The sequence below is a fragment of the Amycolatopsis sp. NPDC033938 genome, assembly GCF_055575975.1.
This window is the reverse complement of record NZ_JBVIRO010000020.1, coordinates 77,694-96,443: the sequence shown is the minus strand read 5'-3', so window position 1 is coordinate 96,443 and position 18,750 is coordinate 77,694. Positions and strand designations below refer to the sequence as shown.

General features: G+C 69.3%; 22 protein-coding genes and 1 pseudogene. 12 read left to right on the top strand and 11 right to left on the bottom strand.

The features are described from left to right. Positions 1-45 precede the first annotated feature (45 nt). The 4 genes and pseudogenes from ACZ5ZX_RS34760 (at position 46) to ACZ5ZX_RS34745 (ending at position 3,010) form a co-directional block, all read left to right on the top strand. Positions 46-540, top strand: a complete 495-nt coding sequence (locus ACZ5ZX_RS34760; protein WP_465506217.1) for a phage holin family protein — start codon at positions 46-48, stop codon at positions 538-540. A gap of 15 nt (positions 541-555) precedes the next feature. Then, a complete protein-coding gene (locus ACZ5ZX_RS34755; protein ID WP_465506216.1) occupies positions 556-1,479 on the top strand; it encodes an alpha/beta fold hydrolase in 924 nt (307 codons plus the stop codon). Further along, the gene (locus ACZ5ZX_RS34750; protein ID WP_465506215.1) at positions 1,476-1,889 is read left to right on the top strand and encodes a DnaJ family domain-containing protein; all 414 of its coding nucleotides are present in this window, start codon (positions 1,476-1,478) and stop codon (positions 1,887-1,889) included. The genes ACZ5ZX_RS34755 and ACZ5ZX_RS34750 overlap by 4 nt, the downstream gene beginning before the upstream one ends. Positions 1,890-2,132: 243 nt before the next feature. Further along, a pseudogene (locus tag ACZ5ZX_RS34745) lies at positions 2,133-3,010 on the top strand (IS5 family transposase). An 18-nt stretch (positions 3,011-3,028) separates the two neighbouring features. On the opposite strand, the gene ACZ5ZX_RS34740 reads toward ACZ5ZX_RS34745, so the two are convergent. Genes ACZ5ZX_RS34740 through nth form a run of 4 tightly spaced genes read right to left on the bottom strand, consistent with a single transcriptional unit; the run spans position 3,029 to position 6,200 of the window. Beyond that, positions 3,029-4,213 (bottom strand): MarP family serine protease, encoded by a 1,185-nt coding sequence (locus tag ACZ5ZX_RS34740; RefSeq protein WP_037318560.1) that lies wholly within the window; start codon positions 4,211-4,213, stop codon positions 3,029-3,031. A 6-nt stretch (positions 4,214-4,219) separates the two neighbouring features. Beyond that, positions 4,220-4,927, bottom strand: coding sequence for an NUDIX hydrolase (locus ACZ5ZX_RS34735; RefSeq protein WP_465506214.1), 708 nt, complete (start codon positions 4,925-4,927; stop codon positions 4,220-4,222). Continuing rightward, positions 4,924-5,520, bottom strand: coding sequence for a TlpA family protein disulfide reductase (locus ACZ5ZX_RS34730; RefSeq protein WP_465506213.1), 597 nt, complete (start codon positions 5,518-5,520; stop codon positions 4,924-4,926). Before ACZ5ZX_RS34730 ends, ACZ5ZX_RS34735 begins: the two co-directional genes overlap by 4 nt. Then, positions 5,517-6,200 carry an endonuclease III gene (nth, locus tag ACZ5ZX_RS34725; RefSeq protein ID WP_465506212.1) on the bottom strand — a complete coding sequence of 228 codons (684 nt, stop codon included), beginning with the start codon at positions 6,198-6,200 and terminating at the stop codon, positions 5,517-5,519. Before nth ends, ACZ5ZX_RS34730 begins: the two co-directional genes overlap by 4 nt. A gap of 237 nt (positions 6,201-6,437) precedes the next feature. Here nth and ACZ5ZX_RS34720 point away from each other — a divergent pair, with 237 nt between their 5' ends. From ACZ5ZX_RS34720 to dnaN, 4 genes are all read left to right on the top strand, one after another. Next, a complete protein-coding gene (locus ACZ5ZX_RS34720) occupies positions 6,438-6,689 on the top strand; it encodes a hypothetical protein (protein WP_005166943.1) in 252 nt (83 codons plus the stop codon). A gap of 160 nt (positions 6,690-6,849) precedes the next feature. Next, entirely contained in the window at positions 6,850-7,524 is a 675-nt protein-coding gene (locus tag ACZ5ZX_RS34715; protein WP_003081747.1) for a Crp/Fnr family transcriptional regulator, read from the top strand. Between the two features lie 698 nt (positions 7,525-8,222). Further along, positions 8,223-9,497 (top strand): MFS transporter, encoded by a 1,275-nt coding sequence (locus tag ACZ5ZX_RS34710; protein WP_465506211.1) that lies wholly within the window; start codon positions 8,223-8,225, stop codon positions 9,495-9,497. A gap of 9 nt (positions 9,498-9,506) precedes the next feature. Beyond that, entirely contained in the window at positions 9,507-10,571 is a 1,065-nt protein-coding gene (gene dnaN, locus ACZ5ZX_RS34705) for a DNA polymerase III subunit beta (protein ID WP_465506210.1), read from the top strand. Between the two features lie 230 nt (positions 10,572-10,801). Here the strand turns inward: dnaN and ACZ5ZX_RS34700 are convergent, their stop codons facing one another. From ACZ5ZX_RS34700 to ACZ5ZX_RS34670, 7 genes are all read right to left on the bottom strand, one after another. Continuing rightward, positions 10,802-11,056: a glutaredoxin family protein gene (locus ACZ5ZX_RS34700; protein ID WP_465506209.1), complete on the bottom strand. Its 255-nt coding sequence runs from the start codon at positions 11,054-11,056 to the stop codon at positions 10,802-10,804. Further along, the gene (locus ACZ5ZX_RS34695) at positions 11,053-11,823 is read right to left on the bottom strand and encodes an MBL fold metallo-hydrolase (RefSeq protein WP_465506208.1); all 771 of its coding nucleotides are present in this window, start codon (positions 11,821-11,823) and stop codon (positions 11,053-11,055) included. The genes ACZ5ZX_RS34700 and ACZ5ZX_RS34695 overlap by 4 nt, the downstream gene beginning before the upstream one ends. After that, positions 11,820-12,632 (bottom strand): NUDIX hydrolase, encoded by an 813-nt coding sequence (locus ACZ5ZX_RS34690; protein WP_465506207.1) that lies wholly within the window; start codon positions 12,630-12,632, stop codon positions 11,820-11,822. Before ACZ5ZX_RS34690 ends, ACZ5ZX_RS34695 begins: the two co-directional genes overlap by 4 nt. Before the next feature lie 86 nt (positions 12,633-12,718). Then, the gene (locus ACZ5ZX_RS34685) at positions 12,719-13,864 is read right to left on the bottom strand and encodes a hypothetical protein (RefSeq protein ID WP_465506206.1); all 1,146 of its coding nucleotides are present in this window, start codon (positions 13,862-13,864) and stop codon (positions 12,719-12,721) included. 38 nt (positions 13,865-13,902) lie between these two features. After that, positions 13,903-14,532 (bottom strand): hypothetical protein, encoded by a 630-nt coding sequence (locus tag ACZ5ZX_RS34680; RefSeq protein ID WP_037318589.1) that lies wholly within the window; start codon positions 14,530-14,532, stop codon positions 13,903-13,905. Continuing rightward, positions 14,532-14,987 (bottom strand): RidA family protein, encoded by a 456-nt coding sequence (locus ACZ5ZX_RS34675; protein WP_044853655.1) that lies wholly within the window; start codon positions 14,985-14,987, stop codon positions 14,532-14,534. The genes ACZ5ZX_RS34680 and ACZ5ZX_RS34675 overlap by 1 nt, the downstream gene beginning before the upstream one ends. A gap of 12 nt (positions 14,988-14,999) precedes the next feature. Further along, the gene (locus ACZ5ZX_RS34670; RefSeq protein WP_005166970.1) at positions 15,000-15,161 is read right to left on the bottom strand and encodes a DUF4177 domain-containing protein; all 162 of its coding nucleotides are present in this window, start codon (positions 15,159-15,161) and stop codon (positions 15,000-15,002) included. A gap of 129 nt (positions 15,162-15,290) precedes the next feature. Between ACZ5ZX_RS34670 and ACZ5ZX_RS34665 the strand changes: the two genes are divergently transcribed. The 4 genes from ACZ5ZX_RS34665 (at position 15,291) to bagB (ending at position 18,733) form a co-directional block, all read left to right on the top strand. Next, a complete protein-coding gene (locus ACZ5ZX_RS34665; protein ID WP_465506205.1) occupies positions 15,291-16,235 on the top strand; it encodes an esterase/lipase family protein in 945 nt (314 codons plus the stop codon). Between the two features lie 92 nt (positions 16,236-16,327). Then, positions 16,328-16,576 (top strand): hypothetical protein, encoded by a 249-nt coding sequence (locus ACZ5ZX_RS34660; protein WP_465506284.1) that lies wholly within the window; start codon positions 16,328-16,330, stop codon positions 16,574-16,576. A 22-nt stretch (positions 16,577-16,598) separates the two neighbouring features. Continuing rightward, entirely contained in the window at positions 16,599-17,603 is a 1,005-nt protein-coding gene (gene bagA / locus ACZ5ZX_RS34655) for an ATPase BagA (protein ID WP_465506204.1), read from the top strand. Then, complete coding sequence (gene bagB, locus ACZ5ZX_RS34650; protein WP_465506203.1) at positions 17,603-18,733, top strand: ATPase BagB; 1,131 nt, start codon at positions 17,603-17,605, stop codon at positions 18,731-18,733. Before bagA ends, bagB begins: the two co-directional genes overlap by 1 nt. The last annotated feature ends 17 nt before the right edge of the window (positions 18,734-18,750 follow it).

Here is an 18,750-nt window from a genome sequence, read left to right as displayed (position 1 = left end):
GACACTCGCCGGTCCGCCGCGCCCGGGATGAGGGCACGTGGCACGATGACCGGTGTGAGCAGCCCCAAGCACGAACGCACCGGCCCCGACGGCGTGGGGGCCGTGCCCTACCTCCCCCTGTCGAGCGATGACGACGTGGTAGCGAGCGAGCAGTCCCTCGGGAAGCTCGTCGGCGATGCCACACAGCACGTCTCGACGCTGATCCGCGCCGAAGTCGAGCTGGCCAAATCCGAGGTCGTCGCGGAGGCGAAGAAGGGCCTCAAGGGTGCCATCTTCTTCCTGGTCGCGCTGGTCATCGGGCTGTACAGCTCGTTCTTCTTCTTTTTCTTCCTCGGCGAACTGCTGTCGGAGTTCCTGCAGCGCTGGGCGGCGTTCCTGATCGTGTTCGGGCTGATGCTCGTCTCGACCGCGGTCGCGGGATTCCTCGGCTACCGCAAGGTGAAGAAGATCAAGGCGCCGGAGCGCACGATCAACAGCTTCAAGGACACGGCCGCCGCGTTCAAGCCCCGGCACGACGACTCGCCCGCCGACCACAGCTGACGGGTTTTCGAGGCGGTGCAGGCGACGCCGGATCCGTCGATCGTCCGGATCGACGGTCCGTGGACCCATCGTGACGTCTCGGCGAACGGCATCCGGCTGCACGTCGCCGAACTCGGCGACGGACCCGTGGTGCTGTTGCTGCACGGGTTCGCCGAGTTCTGGTGGACCTGGCACCACCAGTTGAGGTCTCTCGCCGACGCCGGTTTCCGCGCGGTCGCGGTGGATCTGCGCGGATACGGCGACTCCGACAAACCTCCGCGCGGCTACGACGCCTGGACACTCGCCGGCGACGTGGGCGGGCTGATCAAATCGCTGGGCGCGCGCAAGGCCCACCTCGTCGGACATGCCTGGGGCGGCATGCTCGCGTGGACGGTGGGCGCGCTGCACCCCCGGCTGGTCTCCTCGGTCAGCGTGCTGGGTGGCGCGCATCCGCTGGCGTTGCGCCGGGCCGTGCGACGACCGGCGCAGCTGCGCGCTTCAGGACATCTCTTACGCTTCCAGTTACCGATGGCGCCGGAAAAATGGCTGGTCAAGGACGACGCACTCGCCGTCGAGGAGCTGTTCCGCGCCTGGTCTGGTCCACAGTGGACGGAGACTTCGGACTTCGCCGAAACGGTGGGGACGTTCCGGCAGGCGATGCTCGTTCAGGGCGTGCCGCACAGCGCGCTCGAGTACTACCGATGGGCGTTCCGCGCACAGTTCCGCGGCGAAGGCCGCCGGTTCAGCGACGCACTGCGAGGCCGCTTCGCCGCCCGAGTGTTTCAACTGCATGGCGAAGACGACCGATGCGTCCTGCCCGAGACCGCGGCGGCGTCGCGACGCTGGGCACCCGACGCGCGGCTTGAGCGCTGGTCCGGCATCGGGCACTTCCCGCATCTGGAGGCGCCGGAGCGCACTTCGGGCGCGCTACTGGACTTCCTCCGTACCTTGGACGCATGACCGAACGCAAACCGACGGGCGTGTCGTTCGAGTCCTGGGTCGATCGGCAGATCAGCGCGGCCGAGGCGAAGGGCGAGTTCGACAACCTGCCGGGGGCGGGTAAACCGCTGCCGAAGACCAACGGCGACGACACCGCGCTCGCCTGGGTGGTGAACAAGGTCCGCAGTGAGGGCCACGACGTTTCGGCGCTGCTGCCGCCTTCTCTGGCGATCGCGAAGGAACTCGACGACCTGCCGGATCGGCTCGCCCGGGTGCGCCGGGAAGCGCGGGTGCGGGAGATCGTCGAGGACCTGAACGAGCGGATCCGCGAGGAACACCGGCGTCCGGCAGGCGGGCCGGTGCTGCGCGCGCGGCCGCTGGACGTGGAGGAGACAGTCGCTTCGTGGCGCGAAGGCCTCTCCGGGGGCTGAAGGGCCCTTTCCCCGCATCGCATGCGATGAAAGCGCCCTTCACCGCGTGAGATGAGGGGAAAGGGCCCTTCAGCCCCGCCCTTCCCGCGCTGCGAAAGGGCGCTAGGGCCTGTATCGAAGTCCCTTCAGCAGGTCGAGCTGGAGTGGGCGTGTCGGTGATCGAAAGTAGGGAGGTCTCCGGTAGTTGGTTCGTCGACCAAGAAGAACCTGAACACCACCGGAGACCTCGTGGACACCCTAGCGGTGACGGGGCGGTTCGACCTGACCGACGAGCAGTGGGCAGTGCTGGAGCCGTTGCTGCCTGCGCCGTCGCGGCCGGGTCGGCCGTCGTTGTGGAGCAAGCGGCAGTTGATCGACGGGATCCGGTGGCGGGTCCGCACCGGTGCCCCGTGGCGGGACATGCCACCGGGATATGGGTCCTGGGCAGCGGTTTATGGGTTGTTCCGGCGCTGGCAGCGTGCTGGTGTCTGGCAGGCGATCCTGACTGCGTTGCAGGCGCTGGCCGAGGCGGGCGGGCGGATCACGTGGGATGTCAGTGTGGATTCCACGATCGCTCGCGCGCATCAGCATGCGGCGGGTGCGCGGAAAAGGGGGATCTGCAGGCCGAGCCGCCCGGCGGGACCACCACCGAACCTGAGGATCACGCGTTGGGCCGGTCTCGCGGTGGGTTGACCACGAAGCTGCATCTGGGGTGTGAGCAGGGGCAGAAGCCGTTGTCGATCGTGCTGACCGCCGGGCAGCGTGGCGACAGCCCGCAGTTCATTCCGGTCCTGGCCGGGATCCGGGTGCCCCGCCCGGCCGGTGGCCGGGCCCGCACCCGCCCGGATCGTGTCCTTGCCGACAAGGCTTACACCTCGAAGGCCAACCGTGCTCACCTGCGCCGGCGCGGGATCAAGGCGACCATTCCGAGCAAGGCTGATCAGGACTCTCACCGCAAGGCCAAGGGGTCGAAGGGCGGTCGGCCACCGGCCTTCGACCCCGAGATCTACAAACAGCGTCACGCGGTGGAGTGCGGCATCAACCGGCTTAAACGCCACCGCGCCGTGGCTACCCGCTACGACAAACTCGCCGTCCGCTACGAAGCCACCGCGCACATCGCTGCCATCAACGAGTGGCTCTGAACTACTTCGATACAGGCCCTAGTTCGCGCAGGGTCCGGTCGAAGTGTTCGCGCTCAGCGCCGGAGCCGTGTCCACCACCGGCTTGACCTGTTCGGACGTCAGCGTGAACCCGGTCTCCGGATCCTCGACGGCCGCGCCGAAGACGACCCCGATGACCTGCCCGTCCGGGTCGATCATCGGACCGCCGGAGTTACCGCTGCGGACCTGCCCCCGCACGGTGAACACGTCGCGCTGCACGGTGTTGGACTCGTAGATGTCCGGTCCGCGCAGGTTGATCCGGCCGCGCACTCTGGCAGGCGTCGCGGTGTACGGGCCGTCGAGCGGGTAGCCGAGCACGATCGCGTTGTCGCCTGCCCGCGCGACCCGGGGCGCCAGCGGGAGCACCCGCGCCTGCAGCCTCGGCACCGCGAGCACGGCGACGTCGGCCTCGGGGTCGAAGTAGACGACGCGTGCCGCGAACTTGCCCGAAGTGGACTCGATGGCGACCTCGTCGGTGCCCGCGACGACGTGCGCGTTCGTCATCACGCGCTGCGGCGCGATGACGAAACCGCTGCCCTCCAGCGCCCGTGAGCACGAAGTCGCGTTGCCGCGGATCTTCACCACGCTGCCGTGCACCTGTTTGACGATCTCGCTCGCCTGCAGCGCGGTGTCCGGCGGGCTGGTGTCCTGGACGTTCGGCTTCTGGAACGGGTCCACAATGGACGGGAAGCCGGACGCGTCCAGCAGTTTGCGCAGTTCGCTCGGGAAGCCTTGCGCCGCCTCCGGCATGACGTCGTTGACGCCGCCGAGCACGACCGAGCTGTTGATCGACTTCGCCAGTCCCGGCACCCCGGAGACCGCCGTGAGCGGCGTCGCGATCAGCCACGCGACCACGAACACCACCGCGGCCTGCACCACCGCGCCGAGCGTCTTGTCGACGCCGGAGAGCTTGTCCGGATTGATCTTCTGGCGCAGTTTCCGCCCGACCCAGACGCCGAGGGTCTCGCCGAGCGCGACCAGGAACACCACGGTCGCCACCGCGAAGGCGACCTTCGCCGCCGGATGCTCGAACAGTTCGACGACCAGCGGCGCGATCTTGATCCCCGCGAGCGCGCCGAGCACCACCCCGACCAGCGACGGGAGGGCGATGATCACCCCCTGGAACGCGCCGGACACACCGGCCAGCAGGGCGAGCAGGATCACCAGTACGTCAACCCAGTTCAACGGCGCCTACTCCTTCTCCGGCACTTGCCGCCCGTCGACCCGCGCCTGATGTTCGGCCAACGCTACGTCAAGGTCCCGGACGTCGCCGTGGTCCCATTCGCGTTCCCAGCCGCCGAGCGACAACGTCATCGCGAGCAGCCCGCCCGTGAAACCCCAGACGAACAGCCCGCCGACGTCGAACGCCGGACCCTTCCAGCCGAAACCCTTGCGTTCGACCTGGAACCGGTTGGCCGGATCGGTGAGTTCGGCGACCGGCACCCTGGCCACCGCCGCCGTCTCGCCGGGGTCGACGGCGTGCACCGGGGACGGCGTCCGCCAGTAGGCGAGCACCGGCGTCACGGCGAAGCCGGACACCGGCACGAAAAGTTCGGGGAAGATCGCCACCGGCAGCACGCCGGATGGCTCGACGCCGGTCTCCTCCTCCGCCTCCCGCAGGGCGGTGGCGACCGGTCCGTCATCGCCCGGCTCGGCGCCTCCACCGGGGAAGGCGACCTGGCCGGCGTGGGAGCCGAGGGTGTCGGCGCGGCGCTGGAGAAGGACGTCGGGCCCCTCCGGGCCTTCGCCGAAGAGCATCAGCACGGACGCCGGGCGATAGCTCGCGTTCGGCGGCACGCTGAACCGGCTGAACGTTTCGGCGCCGACGTCCCGGCTGATCTTGACCAGCGGTTGCAACCAGGCCGGCACTGCTTCCGGGTCCACGAGGGGGCCGGTCATGGTGTCCCTTCCACTGCGGCTCGCACCTGCTCAGTGTTCATGAAGACGCGTGGGTTCTCGATGAGCCGGACATCCCCGGCCGCGGTGACCAGGTACGTCGCGGGGAGGGAGGAAGGGACCTTTAGTGCCGTCCGCACCGGCCCTGACTGCCCGTCACCGTCGAACACCGAAGGCAGCCGGACACCCAGTTCGGCCAGCATCGCCAGCCCGTCGGCCCCGGAGCTCGCGACCTGGACGAGGAGCACGCGGACGGCACCGGGCCGGGTCGCGTACTCCTGGAGCAAGGGCAGCTCGCCCCGGCACGGCTGGCACCACGACGCCCACAGGTTGACCAGCACCGGACCGCCCGAAAGCGCCTTGGCGAGGTCGACGCGGGAGCCGTCGCCGAGGCATTCGACGTCGACCCCGCGCAGCTTCGCCACCTCGCCAGGGCCGGGCGGCGGGCACGCGGCGAGCGCGGCTTTCGCACGGGCTGCTGTGAGGTCCCCCGACGTCCTGACCGGCCCCTGACCGTCACGGGCCGTGAGCAGCGCGACGATCAGGGCCACCACCAGCACGGCGGCGCCGAGGGCCAGCTTGGTGACCTTGGTCACCGGCGCGCCGCCAGGTCCAGGATGTGCTCGCGTTCCTCGCCCTTGACCAGCTTCGCGGCTTCTTCGAACTCGGTCGGGCCGGTTCCGTACGAGGGACACATCTTCGCCAGCGGACAGGCGCCACAGGCCGGTTTGCGGGCGTGGCAGACGCGGCGGCCGTGGAAGATCGTGCGGTGCGAGAGGAGCGTCCACTCCTTGCGCGGGATCAGCTCGCCGACGGCGTGCTCGACCTTGACCGGATCCTCCTCCTCGGTCCAGCCCCAGCGGCGGACCAGGCGGCCGAAATGGGTGTCGACGGTGATCCCCGGGACCCCGAAGGCGTCACCGAGCACGACATTGGCCGTCTTGCGGCCGACACCGGGCAGCGTGACCAGGTCTTTCAGCTTGCCGGGCACTTTGCCGTCGTAACGCTCCACGAGCGCCGCGCCCAGTCCCATCACCGAGTTCGCCTTGGCGCGGAAGAACCCCGTCGGCCGGAGGTACTCCTCGAGTTCGGCACGGTCGGCGCCGGCGTAGTCGGCGGCGGTGCGATAGCGCTTGAAGAGCGCGGGGGTGACCTGATTCACGCGGACGTCGGTGGTCTGCGCCGACAGCACGACCGCGACCAGCAGTTCGAGCGGAGTGGTGAAATCAAGCTCGCAGTGGGCGTCCGGGAACTCGTCGTCAAGGCAACGCTTCATCCGCCTGGCGCGTCTCACCAACGCGAGCCGGCTTTCACCCTTACCCCCCGCACGGGGGGCATTGGTGGGGGCAGGAGGCACCCCGATAGCCTACGGGCGCCATCGGACGAGCCAGTGGGAGCACCCACCGGTCGACGGCCGACACGCCAGAGCACCACCTCGGCGCTTCGATCGAGGACGCCATGAGCGAGGATCTGGAGTAATGCACAGTTTTTCGGAATTCCCGGGGCAGGGCTCATGACAGTCTGGTTCGTCATCCTGGTCCCGCTGGTGATCATGTTCTTCGCGCTGTTCATGGAACGCGTGGAGACCAGGCTCAAGCACGTCGCGGTGCAGGAGAACGAAGTCGAGGAGTTCCTCGAGCAGGCACAGCCCAACGAGGTCAGGGCCCTGTACGGGCACGGCATCGGGCGCGCGCTCGAGCTGTTCCGGCTGCGCAGGCTGGGCGGGAAGGCGGCCAGGCTACGCGCGCGACGCGTGCGGAGTTAGGCTCCACGTTCGAGCGAGATCGTTCCCGGCACGGACGCGCCTGCGGCGAGCCGACGGGCGATCTCGCCAGCACGCCCTAGACTGACGCGAAAAGTGATCGGCGACACGAGCCCCGGCAACGAGGGGGTCGGCGTCGTTTCTCGATGAGGAGGCACCCGAGGTGGACGAAACCCTGGCCCGAGCGGGCATTTTCCAGGGTGTTGAGCCGGCAGCCGCCGAGGCGCTGGCACAGACCTTGGAATCCGTGGAGTTTCCTCGCGGGCATGTCATCTTCAACGAGGGTGAACCCGGCGACAAGCTTTACATCATCCAATCCGGCAAGGTGAAGATCGGCCGTAAGTCACCCGACGGCCGCGAGAACCTGCTGGGCATCTTCGGCCCGTCCGACATGTTCGGCGAACTGTCCATTTTCGACCCCGGCCCGCGGACGTCCAGCGCGACGACCGTGACCGAGGTCCGCGCGGTGACGATGGACCGCCCGGCACTGCGGCAGTGGATCTCCACGCGGCCCGAGATCGCCGAGCAGTTACTGCGGGTCGTCGCCCGGAGGCTGCGCCGGACTAACAACATGGTCGCCGAGCTGATCTTCACCGACGTCCCCGGTCGCGTGGCGCGTGCGCTGCTGCAGCTCGCGCAGCGCTTCGGCAGCCAGGAAGCCGGTCTGCTGCGGGTCACCCACGACCTGACGCAGGAAGAGATCGCCCAGTACGTCGGCGCCTCGCGCGAGACCGTCAACAAGGCTCTCGCCGACTTCGCGCACCGTGGCTGGCTGCGACTCGAAGGCAAGAGCGTCCTGATCCTGGACCCGGAGCGCCTGGCCCGCCGCGCCCGCTAGACCCCCGCTTCACTCACAACTGCCGCAAGTAGCCCTCTACTTGCGGCAGTTGCGCGTTCAAGCACCGCCCCCAGAGACCTACCCGCCCAACGAGCCCAAAGGCCCCAAAGGCCCCAAAGGCCCCAAGGGGCCGCGAAGGTGACCGGCGGAGGGCCCTAAAGGTGACCGGCGGACTGTCTCCCCGGAAGCGCGTCAGCGCGACGGGGAGACTTCACCCCGCGCGCCTCTTTTGGGCCGAAGGCCCACGGAAACATTTTGTAGGGCGCCCTTCACGCTGACGGAAGCATTTCGCATGGCTGCGCCCTGCGAAATGTTTCCGTCAGCGCGCGGGCAGCAGAAGAGCCGGGCGCCACCCCCGACGTGGCGCACCGGCTCTTCGCTGTGCGCGGATCATCCCCCGACGATCCGCGCTCCCCGCCCTCCGGAACAAGGCCCCGACCCGTACGCCGGAGGGAGCTGGAGACTGTGTGCTGTTGTACAACCATCCACGGCCGTCGGCCGTGAACTCAAGTTCTTTCACTCTCAAGGACGCCATCTGGGGTCATTTGTTGCCCCGAATGACCCAGAATCGGCCGACTGTTATCTGATCGAGACGAACCGAGGCGGTTCAAGGTGCGAGGTACCCAGAATCCGGGGGTGACAAACCTTACCGCCGGAGATCTGGTACTCGCGTACCAAAGTAGGTCATACTGGTACGCGTGTCCCAGTCTGTGTCCGAACACTCCGAGAGCCACCGCACCTCCCTCGCCGATTACCGAGCCGCGCTGACCGCGCCCGGGTCCCGCGGGGCGGTCATCGCGTCCCTGCTCGCCCGCCTGCCGATCGCGATGATCGGTATTTCCGCGCTGCTCTACGTCCAGCGCGAGACGGGCTCCTTCGCCTCGGCCGGGCTGGTGTCGGCGGGGTCGCTGGTCGGCGTCTCGGTCGGCGCGGTCGTCCAGGGACGGCTCATCGACCGCTTCGGGCCGACGCGGCCGCTGCTGACGACCACGGCGCTCTTCGCACTGGCGATGACCGCCCTGGTGTTCGCGATCGAGGCGCACGCGCCGACGCTCGTGCTGGTCCCGCTCGCCTTCGGCACCGGGATCACCGAGCCGATGGTCGGCTCGGCCTCGCGGGCGCTGTGGACACGGCTGCTGCCTGCCGGGCCGACGCGGAACGCCGCGTTCTCCTACGAGGCGATCAGCATGGAGGTCTTCTTCATCCTCGGCCCGGGTTTCGCGGGTCTGCTGATCGCCGCGCCATGGGCGGGCACCGGCATCGTGACCGGCGCGCTGACCATGATCGCGGGCGCGGTGCTGTTCGCGCTGAGCCCGACCGTGCGGGCCTGGGGACCGGCGCCGTCGTCGGGCGGCAAACTGCTCGGCGCGCTGGCCAGCCCCGGGATGCGCACGCTCGCGCTCGCCGCGCTGGGCTTCGGTGCCGTGATCGGCTTCGTCGAGGTCGCCGTCCCGGCGGCCGCCACCGAGGCCGGGAACACCTCGATCGGCGGACTGCTGCTTTCGGCATGGTCGGTCAGCTCGGTCGCGTTCGGCGTCGCGTACAGCCTGCGGCCGTGGCCGCGGCAGATGGGCCTGCGGTTGCCGGTGCTGCTCGCCGCGTTCGGCGCGTTGGTGGCGCTGCTCGCGCTGCCGGGGTCGCTCTGGGGCCTCGCCCTCGCCATGCTCGCGGCAGGCGCGCTCATCACGCCTCAGTCGACGACGCATTCGGCCGCGATCGAGATCGCCGCGCCGAAGGGCACGGCGGCCGAGGCGTTCGGCTGGGTGCTCACCGCGGTGACCCTCGGCCTGGCGTTCGGGCAGTCGATCAGCGGTTACCTCGTCGAGCACGCGGGCACCGAAGCGGCGTTCCTCGCCGCCGGCGGTGTCGGATTCGCGCTCGCCGCCGCGGTCTGGCTGCTGCGCGGCACCTTCCGCCCTCAGCCTGCCGAGGCCGTCGCCGAGGCGCCGGAACTTGTCGGTGCCGCCCGCTAGCTTGCGGGCATGGACCTGACCGCCGCCACCCGCTCCCTCTCTTCCGCCGTTTCCGCCGCCGCGAAACTGTTGTCCGCCCGGTCCGGCCTGCTCCTGCGCGCCGGGCGCGACGGGCTGACCGTCGGCGGCAGCGACAGCGAACGAGCGGTCCACCTGACCAGTGCCGCCACGGTCCACACGGACGGCGAGGTCGTCGTCCCGGCCGGGCCGCTCGCGGAGACGTTGCGCATGATCGACGACGACCTGGTGCGCCTGGTCGTCGAAGGCTCGCGTCTGGCCGTGCGGGTCGAAGGCGGCCGCTTCGCGCTTCCGCTGCTGAGCCGCGAACTGCAGCTCCCGGAGATGCCACCCAAGGTGTCCGAAGTGGACGGTCACGCCCTGGCGACCGCTCTGCGCACGGTCGCGGGCACGGCGGCGAAGGACGACGCGCTGCCGATGTTCACCGGCGTCCGCGTCCAGAGCTTCAGCCGTGAACTGCGGCTGACCGCCTCCGACCGGTACCGGATGGCCGTGGCCACCCTGCCGCTGCGCTCCGAAGGCGACCCGATCGACGCGCTCGTCCCGGCCGGGCTGCTGGCCGAGACGGCGAAGCAGGCGAGGGGCAGCGTCGGCCTGCACGGTGACGGGACCCGATTCGGGCTGAGCTGGGCGGGTGTCGCCGTCACCACCGCTGTACTCGACGCGGGTTTCCTGTCGGAGAAACTGATCGAGTCGTCCACTGTGGACACGACGGTCGAGGTCGCCGCCGACGCGCTGGCCGCCGCCGTGCGCCGAGTGGGCGTCTACGCGGACGAGCGCCGCGTGCTGACGCTGGAGGTCGGCGATGCGCACCTGCGGCTCGCCAGTTCGAAGCAGGACACCGGGGAGGCCGAGGAGATGTTGAAGGCCGAGGTCTCCGGCGGCCGGACGTCACCCTCGTTCCAGGCGCGCTACCTGCTGGACGCGCTCCAGGGTTTCGCGGGAGAACGGGTCCGGCTCGAGATCCAGCCCGGGATGCGGGCCTGCGTCATCCGCTCCACCGACCCCGGCGATGTCGCCCTGACGTACTACGTGATGCCGATGCTTCCCCGCTGAAAAATGTTATGAACGGGACTTTCATTGCAAATTTTGTAATGAAAGTCCCGTTCATAACATGGGCACCTGCTGGCAGCTCGTGAAGACTGCCGCAAGTAACCGACTACTGGCGCTGGTGGGCTGAAGGGGCCCTTCCCCGCATGCCATGCGGTGAAAGCGCCCTTCACCGCATGCGATGCGGCGAAGGGCCCCTTCAGCCCATCGCCGAAACTCTCGCGAGCGCGGAGCCGTCAGGAGGCCGAAGCGGCCTTCACCGCGGCCTCGATCTCCGCGAACGAAGGGTTCACCATCGCCTTCGAGCCCACGAAAACCGTCGGCACGACCTCGTTCCCGTTCGCCACCGAACGCACGCGCGCGGCGGCGTCCGGGTCCTCCCAGATGTTGACCCGCTTCACCTTGAAGCCGCTGTTCGACAGCGGCCGCTCCAGCGCGGCGCAGAATCCGCATCCGGGGCGCCAGTAGAACTCGACCTCGACGTCACTCATTCGCCGTCCTCCGACCTCAGGTAGTCCAACTGCGCCTGCACACTCCACTCGGCGGGCGCCCACAAAGCCTTGTCGACGTCGGCGTAGACGACCTCGACGACCTGGCGCGGGGTGGCGTCCGCGCCGAGGACCTTCAGTGCCGAACGCACCTGGTCGAGCCGCTCTTCCCGGTGCGCCAGGTATTCGCGTGCCGTCGCGGCGAGATCGGGCAGTTCGGGGCCGTGCCCCGGCAGCCCGGTGATGCCCTCGGGCAGCTCGACGAGTTTCCGCAGTGAGCGCAGGTAGTCGCCGAGGTCGTGCAGCACGGTGGTGCCGCGGCCGAGGATGGTGTCACCGGTCAGGATCTGCCCCTCGGACCGCAGGCAGATCGAGTCGCCGGTGTGCCCCGGCGTGTGCAGCACCGAGATCTCCAGGCCACCGGCCTCGACCACCTCACCGTCCACAAGGGACTTGGCGCCGACGCACAGCGACTCGTCGAAGGCGCGCACCGGAGCGCCGACCCGTTCGGCGAACCACGGCGCGCCCTCGGCGTGGTCGGGATGGTGGTGGGTCAGGATGATCAGTTCGACGCCGCCGGTCCCGGCGAGCAACGTCAGGTGCTCGATGTCCTCGTGACCGGGGTCGACGACCACGGAACCGGCCGCTCCCGGTCCGCGCAGCACCCAGGAATTGGTGCCCTCCAACGTCATCGACGACGGATTGTGCTCCAACAGCACCGAAGCCGTCGGCGTGACCTGGCGCAGCACGCCGTACGCGGGGGCGCTCACGCCGGGTCCAGGACGACGCGGACCTTGTCGCCGTCGCGGATCAACGTCGGCATGATCTTCACGATCTCGCGCTCGCTGGCCTGCGCCTGCGCCGCCGTGTCGAAGGTGCCGAGTTCCGTGAGCGTGATCCAGGTCGGTGGCATGAGCATGCGGCGCCCTTCCTTGGCGTCGGTGAGGGCGTCTGCCGGCCGCTGCCAGCCGGAGGCGACGGCTTCGGACGTGGCACCGTCGGCCTGTTGCCCGTCGGGCAGCACGGCGACGAAGAAGCAGGTGTCGTAGCGGCGCGGTTCCTCGGGCGGGGTGACCCAGTTCGCCCACGGGCGCAAGAGATCCGCGCGCAATGTCAGGCCGTTCGCTTCGAGGAACGCGGCGAGCGAGAGTTCGCGGGAGACCAGCTTCTCGCGGGCGGCGTGGTAGCGGGTCGCGTCGGTGACGACGGAGTCCCCGAGGCTCGCGAGCAGGACGCCCGACTCCTCGAAGGTCTCCCGCACGGCCGCGCACACCAGGGCGCGGGCCAGGGATTCCTCACATCCGAAGCGTTCCGCCCACCAAGCAGGCTCCGGGCCCGACCAGCTCACCGAGGCGTCGACGTCGCGGGAATCCACGCCACCGCCGGGGAAGACGGTCATCCCGCCCGCGAACGGCATGCCCTTCACGCGGTGTTGCAGGAAGACCTCGACGCCTTGCTCGCCGTCGCGGAGGAGGATCACGGTCGCCGCGTCCTTGGGCGTCACCGGGGTACCACCGGCGTTGGCGCGCGTGCCCACCCCGGCCCCCACCGGGAGGTCGAATGTCAGTTCTTCAGCCACACCCGCAACCTAACATCGCGTTTCGTCCTCTGGTGGCGATCGTTGCGCGTGCAACTAACGCGATCAGAGGACGAAACGCGTAGCAGTCAGGAAGACCAGCTCGAACCGCTGCTGCGCGAAGCGCCGTTCAGCCGGATCTTCGCCGCCTCGGCACGCTCCCGTTCGGCGAGCTCGGCGTGCAGCTCGCGCAGAAGCGCACGGTCGCGCTCGCTCAGGCTCGGGTCGTCGAGGTCGAGAGCGGGCAGCTCGACGACCTCGTGCATGCTCGGCTTGCCCGTGGCGATCTCGCGGCCCTTTTCGGGGTCCTCCTTGAGCGCCTGACGCAGCTGCGCCACCTCGGCCGGGGTCAGGTCCGCCGTGCGCTCGGCACGCGTCTCCGCCCGCGACTTGCGCGGCGTGGCCTGCTCCGAAGACGAACTCGACGAAGACGACGTGGTCGACGACGCGGCCGCCTGCTGCACGATCGGCACCACCGGCGCGATCGGCTCGGAACTGCCGACCGGCCGCAGCCCGTGCCTGCTCGGCTGCTCCTTGACCGGCTCGGAAGCCGGGGCGGGAGCGGGCGGCGGAGTCACCGGCTCGGACCGAAAGTCACTGGAATGGGTACTCCCCGTGACCCAGACAGGACTCGCGGCCGACGACGCGGCCTGGTGGTACGCGGACCGTGCGACGCCGGGGCCCGCGACCTCGACCACCGAACGGATACCCGCGCGGCGAAGCGCGGTGTCCACGCGGAACGCGACCGCCGGCGGGTTGCCCTCCGGGCCGATCTCGACCAGGACGACCCGCTGCGGCAGCGCGCCGGGCACGCTTCCGGCAGGCGTGTTCCGCCACACCGCGTGCACCGAGCGGACGTCCGGCAGCACCTGCAGGGTGCGGTCGAGCGCCTCGGCGAGGCCGAATTCCGGCTGGTTCTCCCCGGTGAACCGGTGGGTGAGCACCGACTCGTCCTCCTCGACGAGCAGGTCGTTCGCCAGGGTGGCGTCGGACCGGCTCATTTCGAGGACGAGTGCCAGTTCACGCTGTTCGGACGAGCTCACCGGGATCTTCCCCGCGATCAGGGTCCCGGTGGTGAGCTCCACCGCTTCGTCGATGTGCGCACGCGCGATCAGCTCACGCGCTTCGGTCAAAGCACTGTCGTCGATTCGACCCGCCAGGGCCAGTAACAGGTTGTGCAGGCGCAGGGGCACCGAGAACCCGTCCATGGGCGGGCCGTCGTGGACCTCCACCATTGCTCTGCTCCCTCCCGGCTCGCCTGGTGGTGCGAGCGTTAAGCGGCGACCAGCCGACTTCCGGTGTCCACCGCGCCCACGCAGACCAGCTCGGAGTTGGCGAGCGCGGTGCGGTGATAGCCGGTGAGGTCGATGCTCGGCGGGAGAACCTCGACGCCGGGCTCCTCGTCACCCAGCACGCGCAGGACGCGCTGCAGTTCGCCGGTCAGCCTCGGCAGCCCGTTCAGTGCCGTGACCAGGAGGACTCGTTTCGCCCCACCCTCGCCGACCACACCGAGGTGTCGCCAGCTTTGCCGCACTTCACCCACATCCGGCCGTCCCCGCAACGTTGCGTGGATCAATACGGACACAGAGTCGACGGAGTTCACCCATTCGGGCGCACTCTGCGTGAATGTGTACCTGGTCTCGGTGACGTCGTCTACCCCCAGGGTGGAACTCACCTGATGCCAATCGGCGCCGTGCGGGATAAGCCCGGCGACTAGCAGGCGATACTCGGTTTGGTCCAGGTCGATCCTGTGCTTAAGCAAAGACCTGGGCAGGGTGCGCGCGAGGGTGCCCATCGCGCCCTCGCCCAGCCAGTCACGGAACCGCCAGAGGAGCTGATCCGGCAGCCGTCCGGCCAGCCGGAGCAGGAGCTCGTGCGAAGACTTCTCGATGTCCGGGTCCATCACTTCACCTCCACGATCAATTCGATCTCGACCGGCGCCCCGATCGGCAGCTCGGAGACCCCGACGGCCGAGCGGGCGTGGATACCCGCCTCGCCGAAGATCTCGCCGAGCAGCTCGGACGCCCCGTTGATCACCGCGGGCTGACCGGTGAAGCCCTCCGCGGACGCCACGAACCCGACGACCTTGACCACCCGCACGACGTTGTCGATCCCGACGACCGAGTCGACGGCGGCGAGCGCGTTGAGGATCGAAGTCCGCGCGTATTTCTTCGCTTCTTCGGGGCTGACCTCGGCACCGACCTTGCCGGTCGCTTCGAGCTCACCGGAGACGAAGGGCAGCTGCCCGGCCGTGTAGACGTACGAGCCGGTGCGGACGGCGGGCACGTAGGCCGCCAGCGGAGCGGCGACGCCGGGGAGTTCGATACCGAGCTCGGCGAGCCGATCGGTCCAGGTCATGGCTTCAATCCCCTAGTTCTTGGCTCGTTTGAGGTAGGCGACGTGCTGTTCGCCGGTCGGGTTCGGGAGCACGGTGACGAGCTCCCAGCCGTCCTCGCCCCATTGGTCGAGGATCTGCTTGGTGGCGTGGATCAACAGGGGGACGGTCGCGTACTCCCACTTGGTGGCGCTCATGTCCGGGAGCGTAGCCAAACCGGCGAGCGCGCCCGACACACATGCGGAAAACCCTCTCGCGAGGGGTTCGCCGATTTCCCGTGGATGTGGTTCACTTCACACCTACTCGGGAGTAGATAGGACGTTGACATGCGGACAACGAGGTCCATCGCCGCCGCCTGCGTGGCCGCGGCACTTGCCATGATCTGCGCTTCACCGGCGAACGCCGACGAGAAACTGCCCGTTCCGTGGACCCTCGCCGCGGCCTTGCCCGCGCAGGCCGCGACCCCCGGCGGCCCGCCACCGGGTGCGAACGACTTCGACTGCCGTCCGAGCACCGGACATCCGAACCCGGTGGTGCTCACCCACGGGCTCAGCGCCAACCAGACGGTGAACTGGCAGACGTTCAGTCCGCTGCTCAAGAACAACGGGTACTGCGTTTTCTCCCTCACCTACGGCGTCCCCGGACAGCCGCTGCCGATCTACCAGCCCGGCGGGCTCCTCCCGATGGAACAGAGCGCGAAGGAACTGTCGGCGTTCGTCGACAAGGTGCTCGGCGCGACCGGCGCGTCCAAGGTGGACATTCTCGGCCACTCCGAAGGCACCCTGATGCCTTCTTATTACGTGAAGTTCCTCGATGGCGCGTCCAAAGTGGACAAGTACGTCAGCCTGACCCCGCTGTGGGACGGGACCACGCTCTTCGGCGCTTCCCAGCTGTACGCGCTCGCCGGCGCGCTGGGGCTGGCGCCCGGGTTCAACGGGATCCTCGACCCGCTCTGCGGCTCGTGCCGCCAGTTCCTGCGCGGTTCGGACTTCCTCACGAAGCTGCGTGGCGGCGACGGCGTCTTCCAGCCGGGCGTGAAGTACACGAACATCATGACCCGCTACGACGAAGCGGTCGTCCCGTACACGAGCGGCATGGGTAAGGGACCGAACGTGAAGAACATCGTGCTGCAGGACAGCTGCCCGCTGGACCTGGCCGAGCACGGCGGGGTCGCCGCCGACCGCAACGCCGCCGGGCACGTCCTCAACGCGCTCGACCCGGCACACGCGAAGCCGGTGCCGTGCGTGCCCGCGACCCCGATCGGGAGCTGAAGGACGCCATACCCGCATAAGACGCGGTGAAAGCTCCCTTCACCGCGTCTTATGCGAGGAAAGGCCCCTTCAGCCCCCACTAGGCTGGGCACGTGGAGACCTGGCGTGTGGTCGCGACCGTCCTGCTCGCCGCGGCCGGACTGCCACTGGTGCTGGTCCTGATGGCGAAGGCACGGGACCGCACGGACAGCTCCGGGACGGTCGCGATCACCGGCGCGGTGACCCTCGTGGTCCTCCTGCTGCTCGGTGTGGTGATGCTCACGGTCCTGTCCGGCGTCCTGACCTGGGGCGTCGTCGCGGTGGTCGCCGCCGCGCTCGGCGTCATGATGCTGGCGAGCTGAACCCTCAATTAGGGTGGGACCGGTGAGCACTCCCCTTGCCGGCTGGACCGACGAACTCGCGAGAGCCCGGCTGCATTTCGTCACCGGTAAGGGCGGCACGGGCAAGACCACGCTCGCCGCCTCGCTGGGCCTCGCGCTCGCGAAGGGCGGGCGCCGGGTGCTGCTGATCGAGGTCGAGGGCCGCCAGGGCATCGCCCAGCTCTTCGACACCGAGCCGCTGCCCTACGCCGAGCAGCGCATCGCGGCCGTCCCCGGTGGCGGTGAGCTGCGCGCGCTGCACATCGACGTCGAAGCAGCGCTGCTCGAGTACTTCGAGATGTTCTACAACCTCGGCTTCGCCGGGCGGACGCTGCGGCGGATGGGCGCGATCGAGTTCGCGACCACGCTCGCGCCGGGGCTGCGCGACGTCCTGCTCACCGGGAAGATCAAGGAATGCGTCGGCCGGACCGAATCCGACGGCCGCCACACCTATGACGCCGTCGTCGTCGACTCGCCGCCCACCGGCCGGGTCGTGAAGTTCCTCGACGTCACCAAGGCCCTCACCGACCTCGCCAAGACCGGCCCGATCCGCGGCCAGGCCGACGGCGTCGTCCGGCTGCTGCATTCCGGCGAGACCGCCGTGCACCTGGTGACGCTGCTCGAAGAGATGCCGGTGCGGGAAACCGTCGAAGCCGTCGCCGAACTCGACGGCGCCGATCTCCGCCCCGGCGCGGTGCTGGTCAACCGGGTCCGCCCGCCGCGGCTGCCCGCGCGCTCGGTGACGGCCGCCGCGGACGGCCGGGTCGACGCCTCCCGTGTCCGCGCCGGGCTCGCGTCGGCCGGGTTGAACCTGCCCGACAGCACTCTCGACGCGCTCGTCGAGGAGACCGTCGAGCACGCCGTCCGGGTCGCGGCCGAACAGCGTGCCCGCGAGCAACTGGCCGAAGCCGACCTGCCGGGTCTGGAACTGCCGGACCTCACTGACGGGGTCGACGTCGCGGCGCTCTACGAACTCGCCGAAGCGCTGACCGAGCAGGGGGTGCGCTGATGTCGGACGTCCTGGAGATCGACAAGCTGATCGACGACCCGGAAAGCCGGGTCATCGTCTGCTGCGGTTCCGGCGGGGTCGGCAAGACGACCACCGCGGCGGCGCTGGCGTTGCGCGCGGCCGAACGCGGACGGCAGACGGTGGTGCTCACCATCGACCCGGCACGGCGGCTGGCCCAGGCGCTCGGCCTGCGCGAACTGGGCAATCACCCGAAGCAGGTGCAGGTCGAGGGCTTCGAACCCAAGGGCGAGCTCTGGGCGATGATGCTCGACATGCGCCGCACCTTCGACGACATGGTGCGCGTGCACGCCGGCCCGGAACGCGCCGAGCAGCTGCTGCAGAACCCCTTCTACCAGACCATTTCCACCTCGTTCTCCGGAACGCAGGAGTACATGGCGATGGAGAAACTGGGTCAGCTCGCGGCCACCGACGAATGGGACCTGATCATCGTCGACACCCCGCCGAGCCGGTCCGCGCTGGACTTCCTCGACGCGCCGACCCGGCTTTCGACCGCGCTCGACGGCCGGATGATCCGGCTGCTCACCGGTCCCGCGAAGGCGGGTGGCTGGGGACTGCGCAAGGTCGTCAACGCCGGATTCTCGATGTTCGCGAAGGCCGTCTCGACGATCATCGGCGGCCAGCTGCTGACCGACGCTTCGGCGTTCATGCAGGCCTTCGACAGCATGTTCGGCGGCTTCCGCGAACGCGCGCGCAAGACCTCCGACCTGCTGCGGTCCGGGGGGACGTCGTTCCTCGTGGTGGCCGCGCCGGAGCCGGACGCGCTGCGTGAGGCGTCCTACTTCGTGGAGCGGCTTTCGGAAGAGAGCATGCCGCTGGCCGGACTGGTCGCGAACCGGACGCATCCGGTACTCGCCCCGTTGTCCGGCCCGGAGGCCGTCGCGGCCGCCGAGCAGCTGGCGAAAGGCGAGAACAGCGCGCCACTGGCCGAAGCCGTCCTCCGCCTGCACGCGGACCGGGTCGCGCTGGCCGATCGAGAGACACGGCTGCTCGCCAGGTTCACGCGGGCGCATCCCGAGGTCCCGCTGGTGCGGGTGCCCGCGCTCCCCAGTGACGTGCACGATCTCGACGGCCTGCGCGACATCGGCACCCGCCTGGCGACTCAGTCCTGAGACTGGCGCGAAGGGCC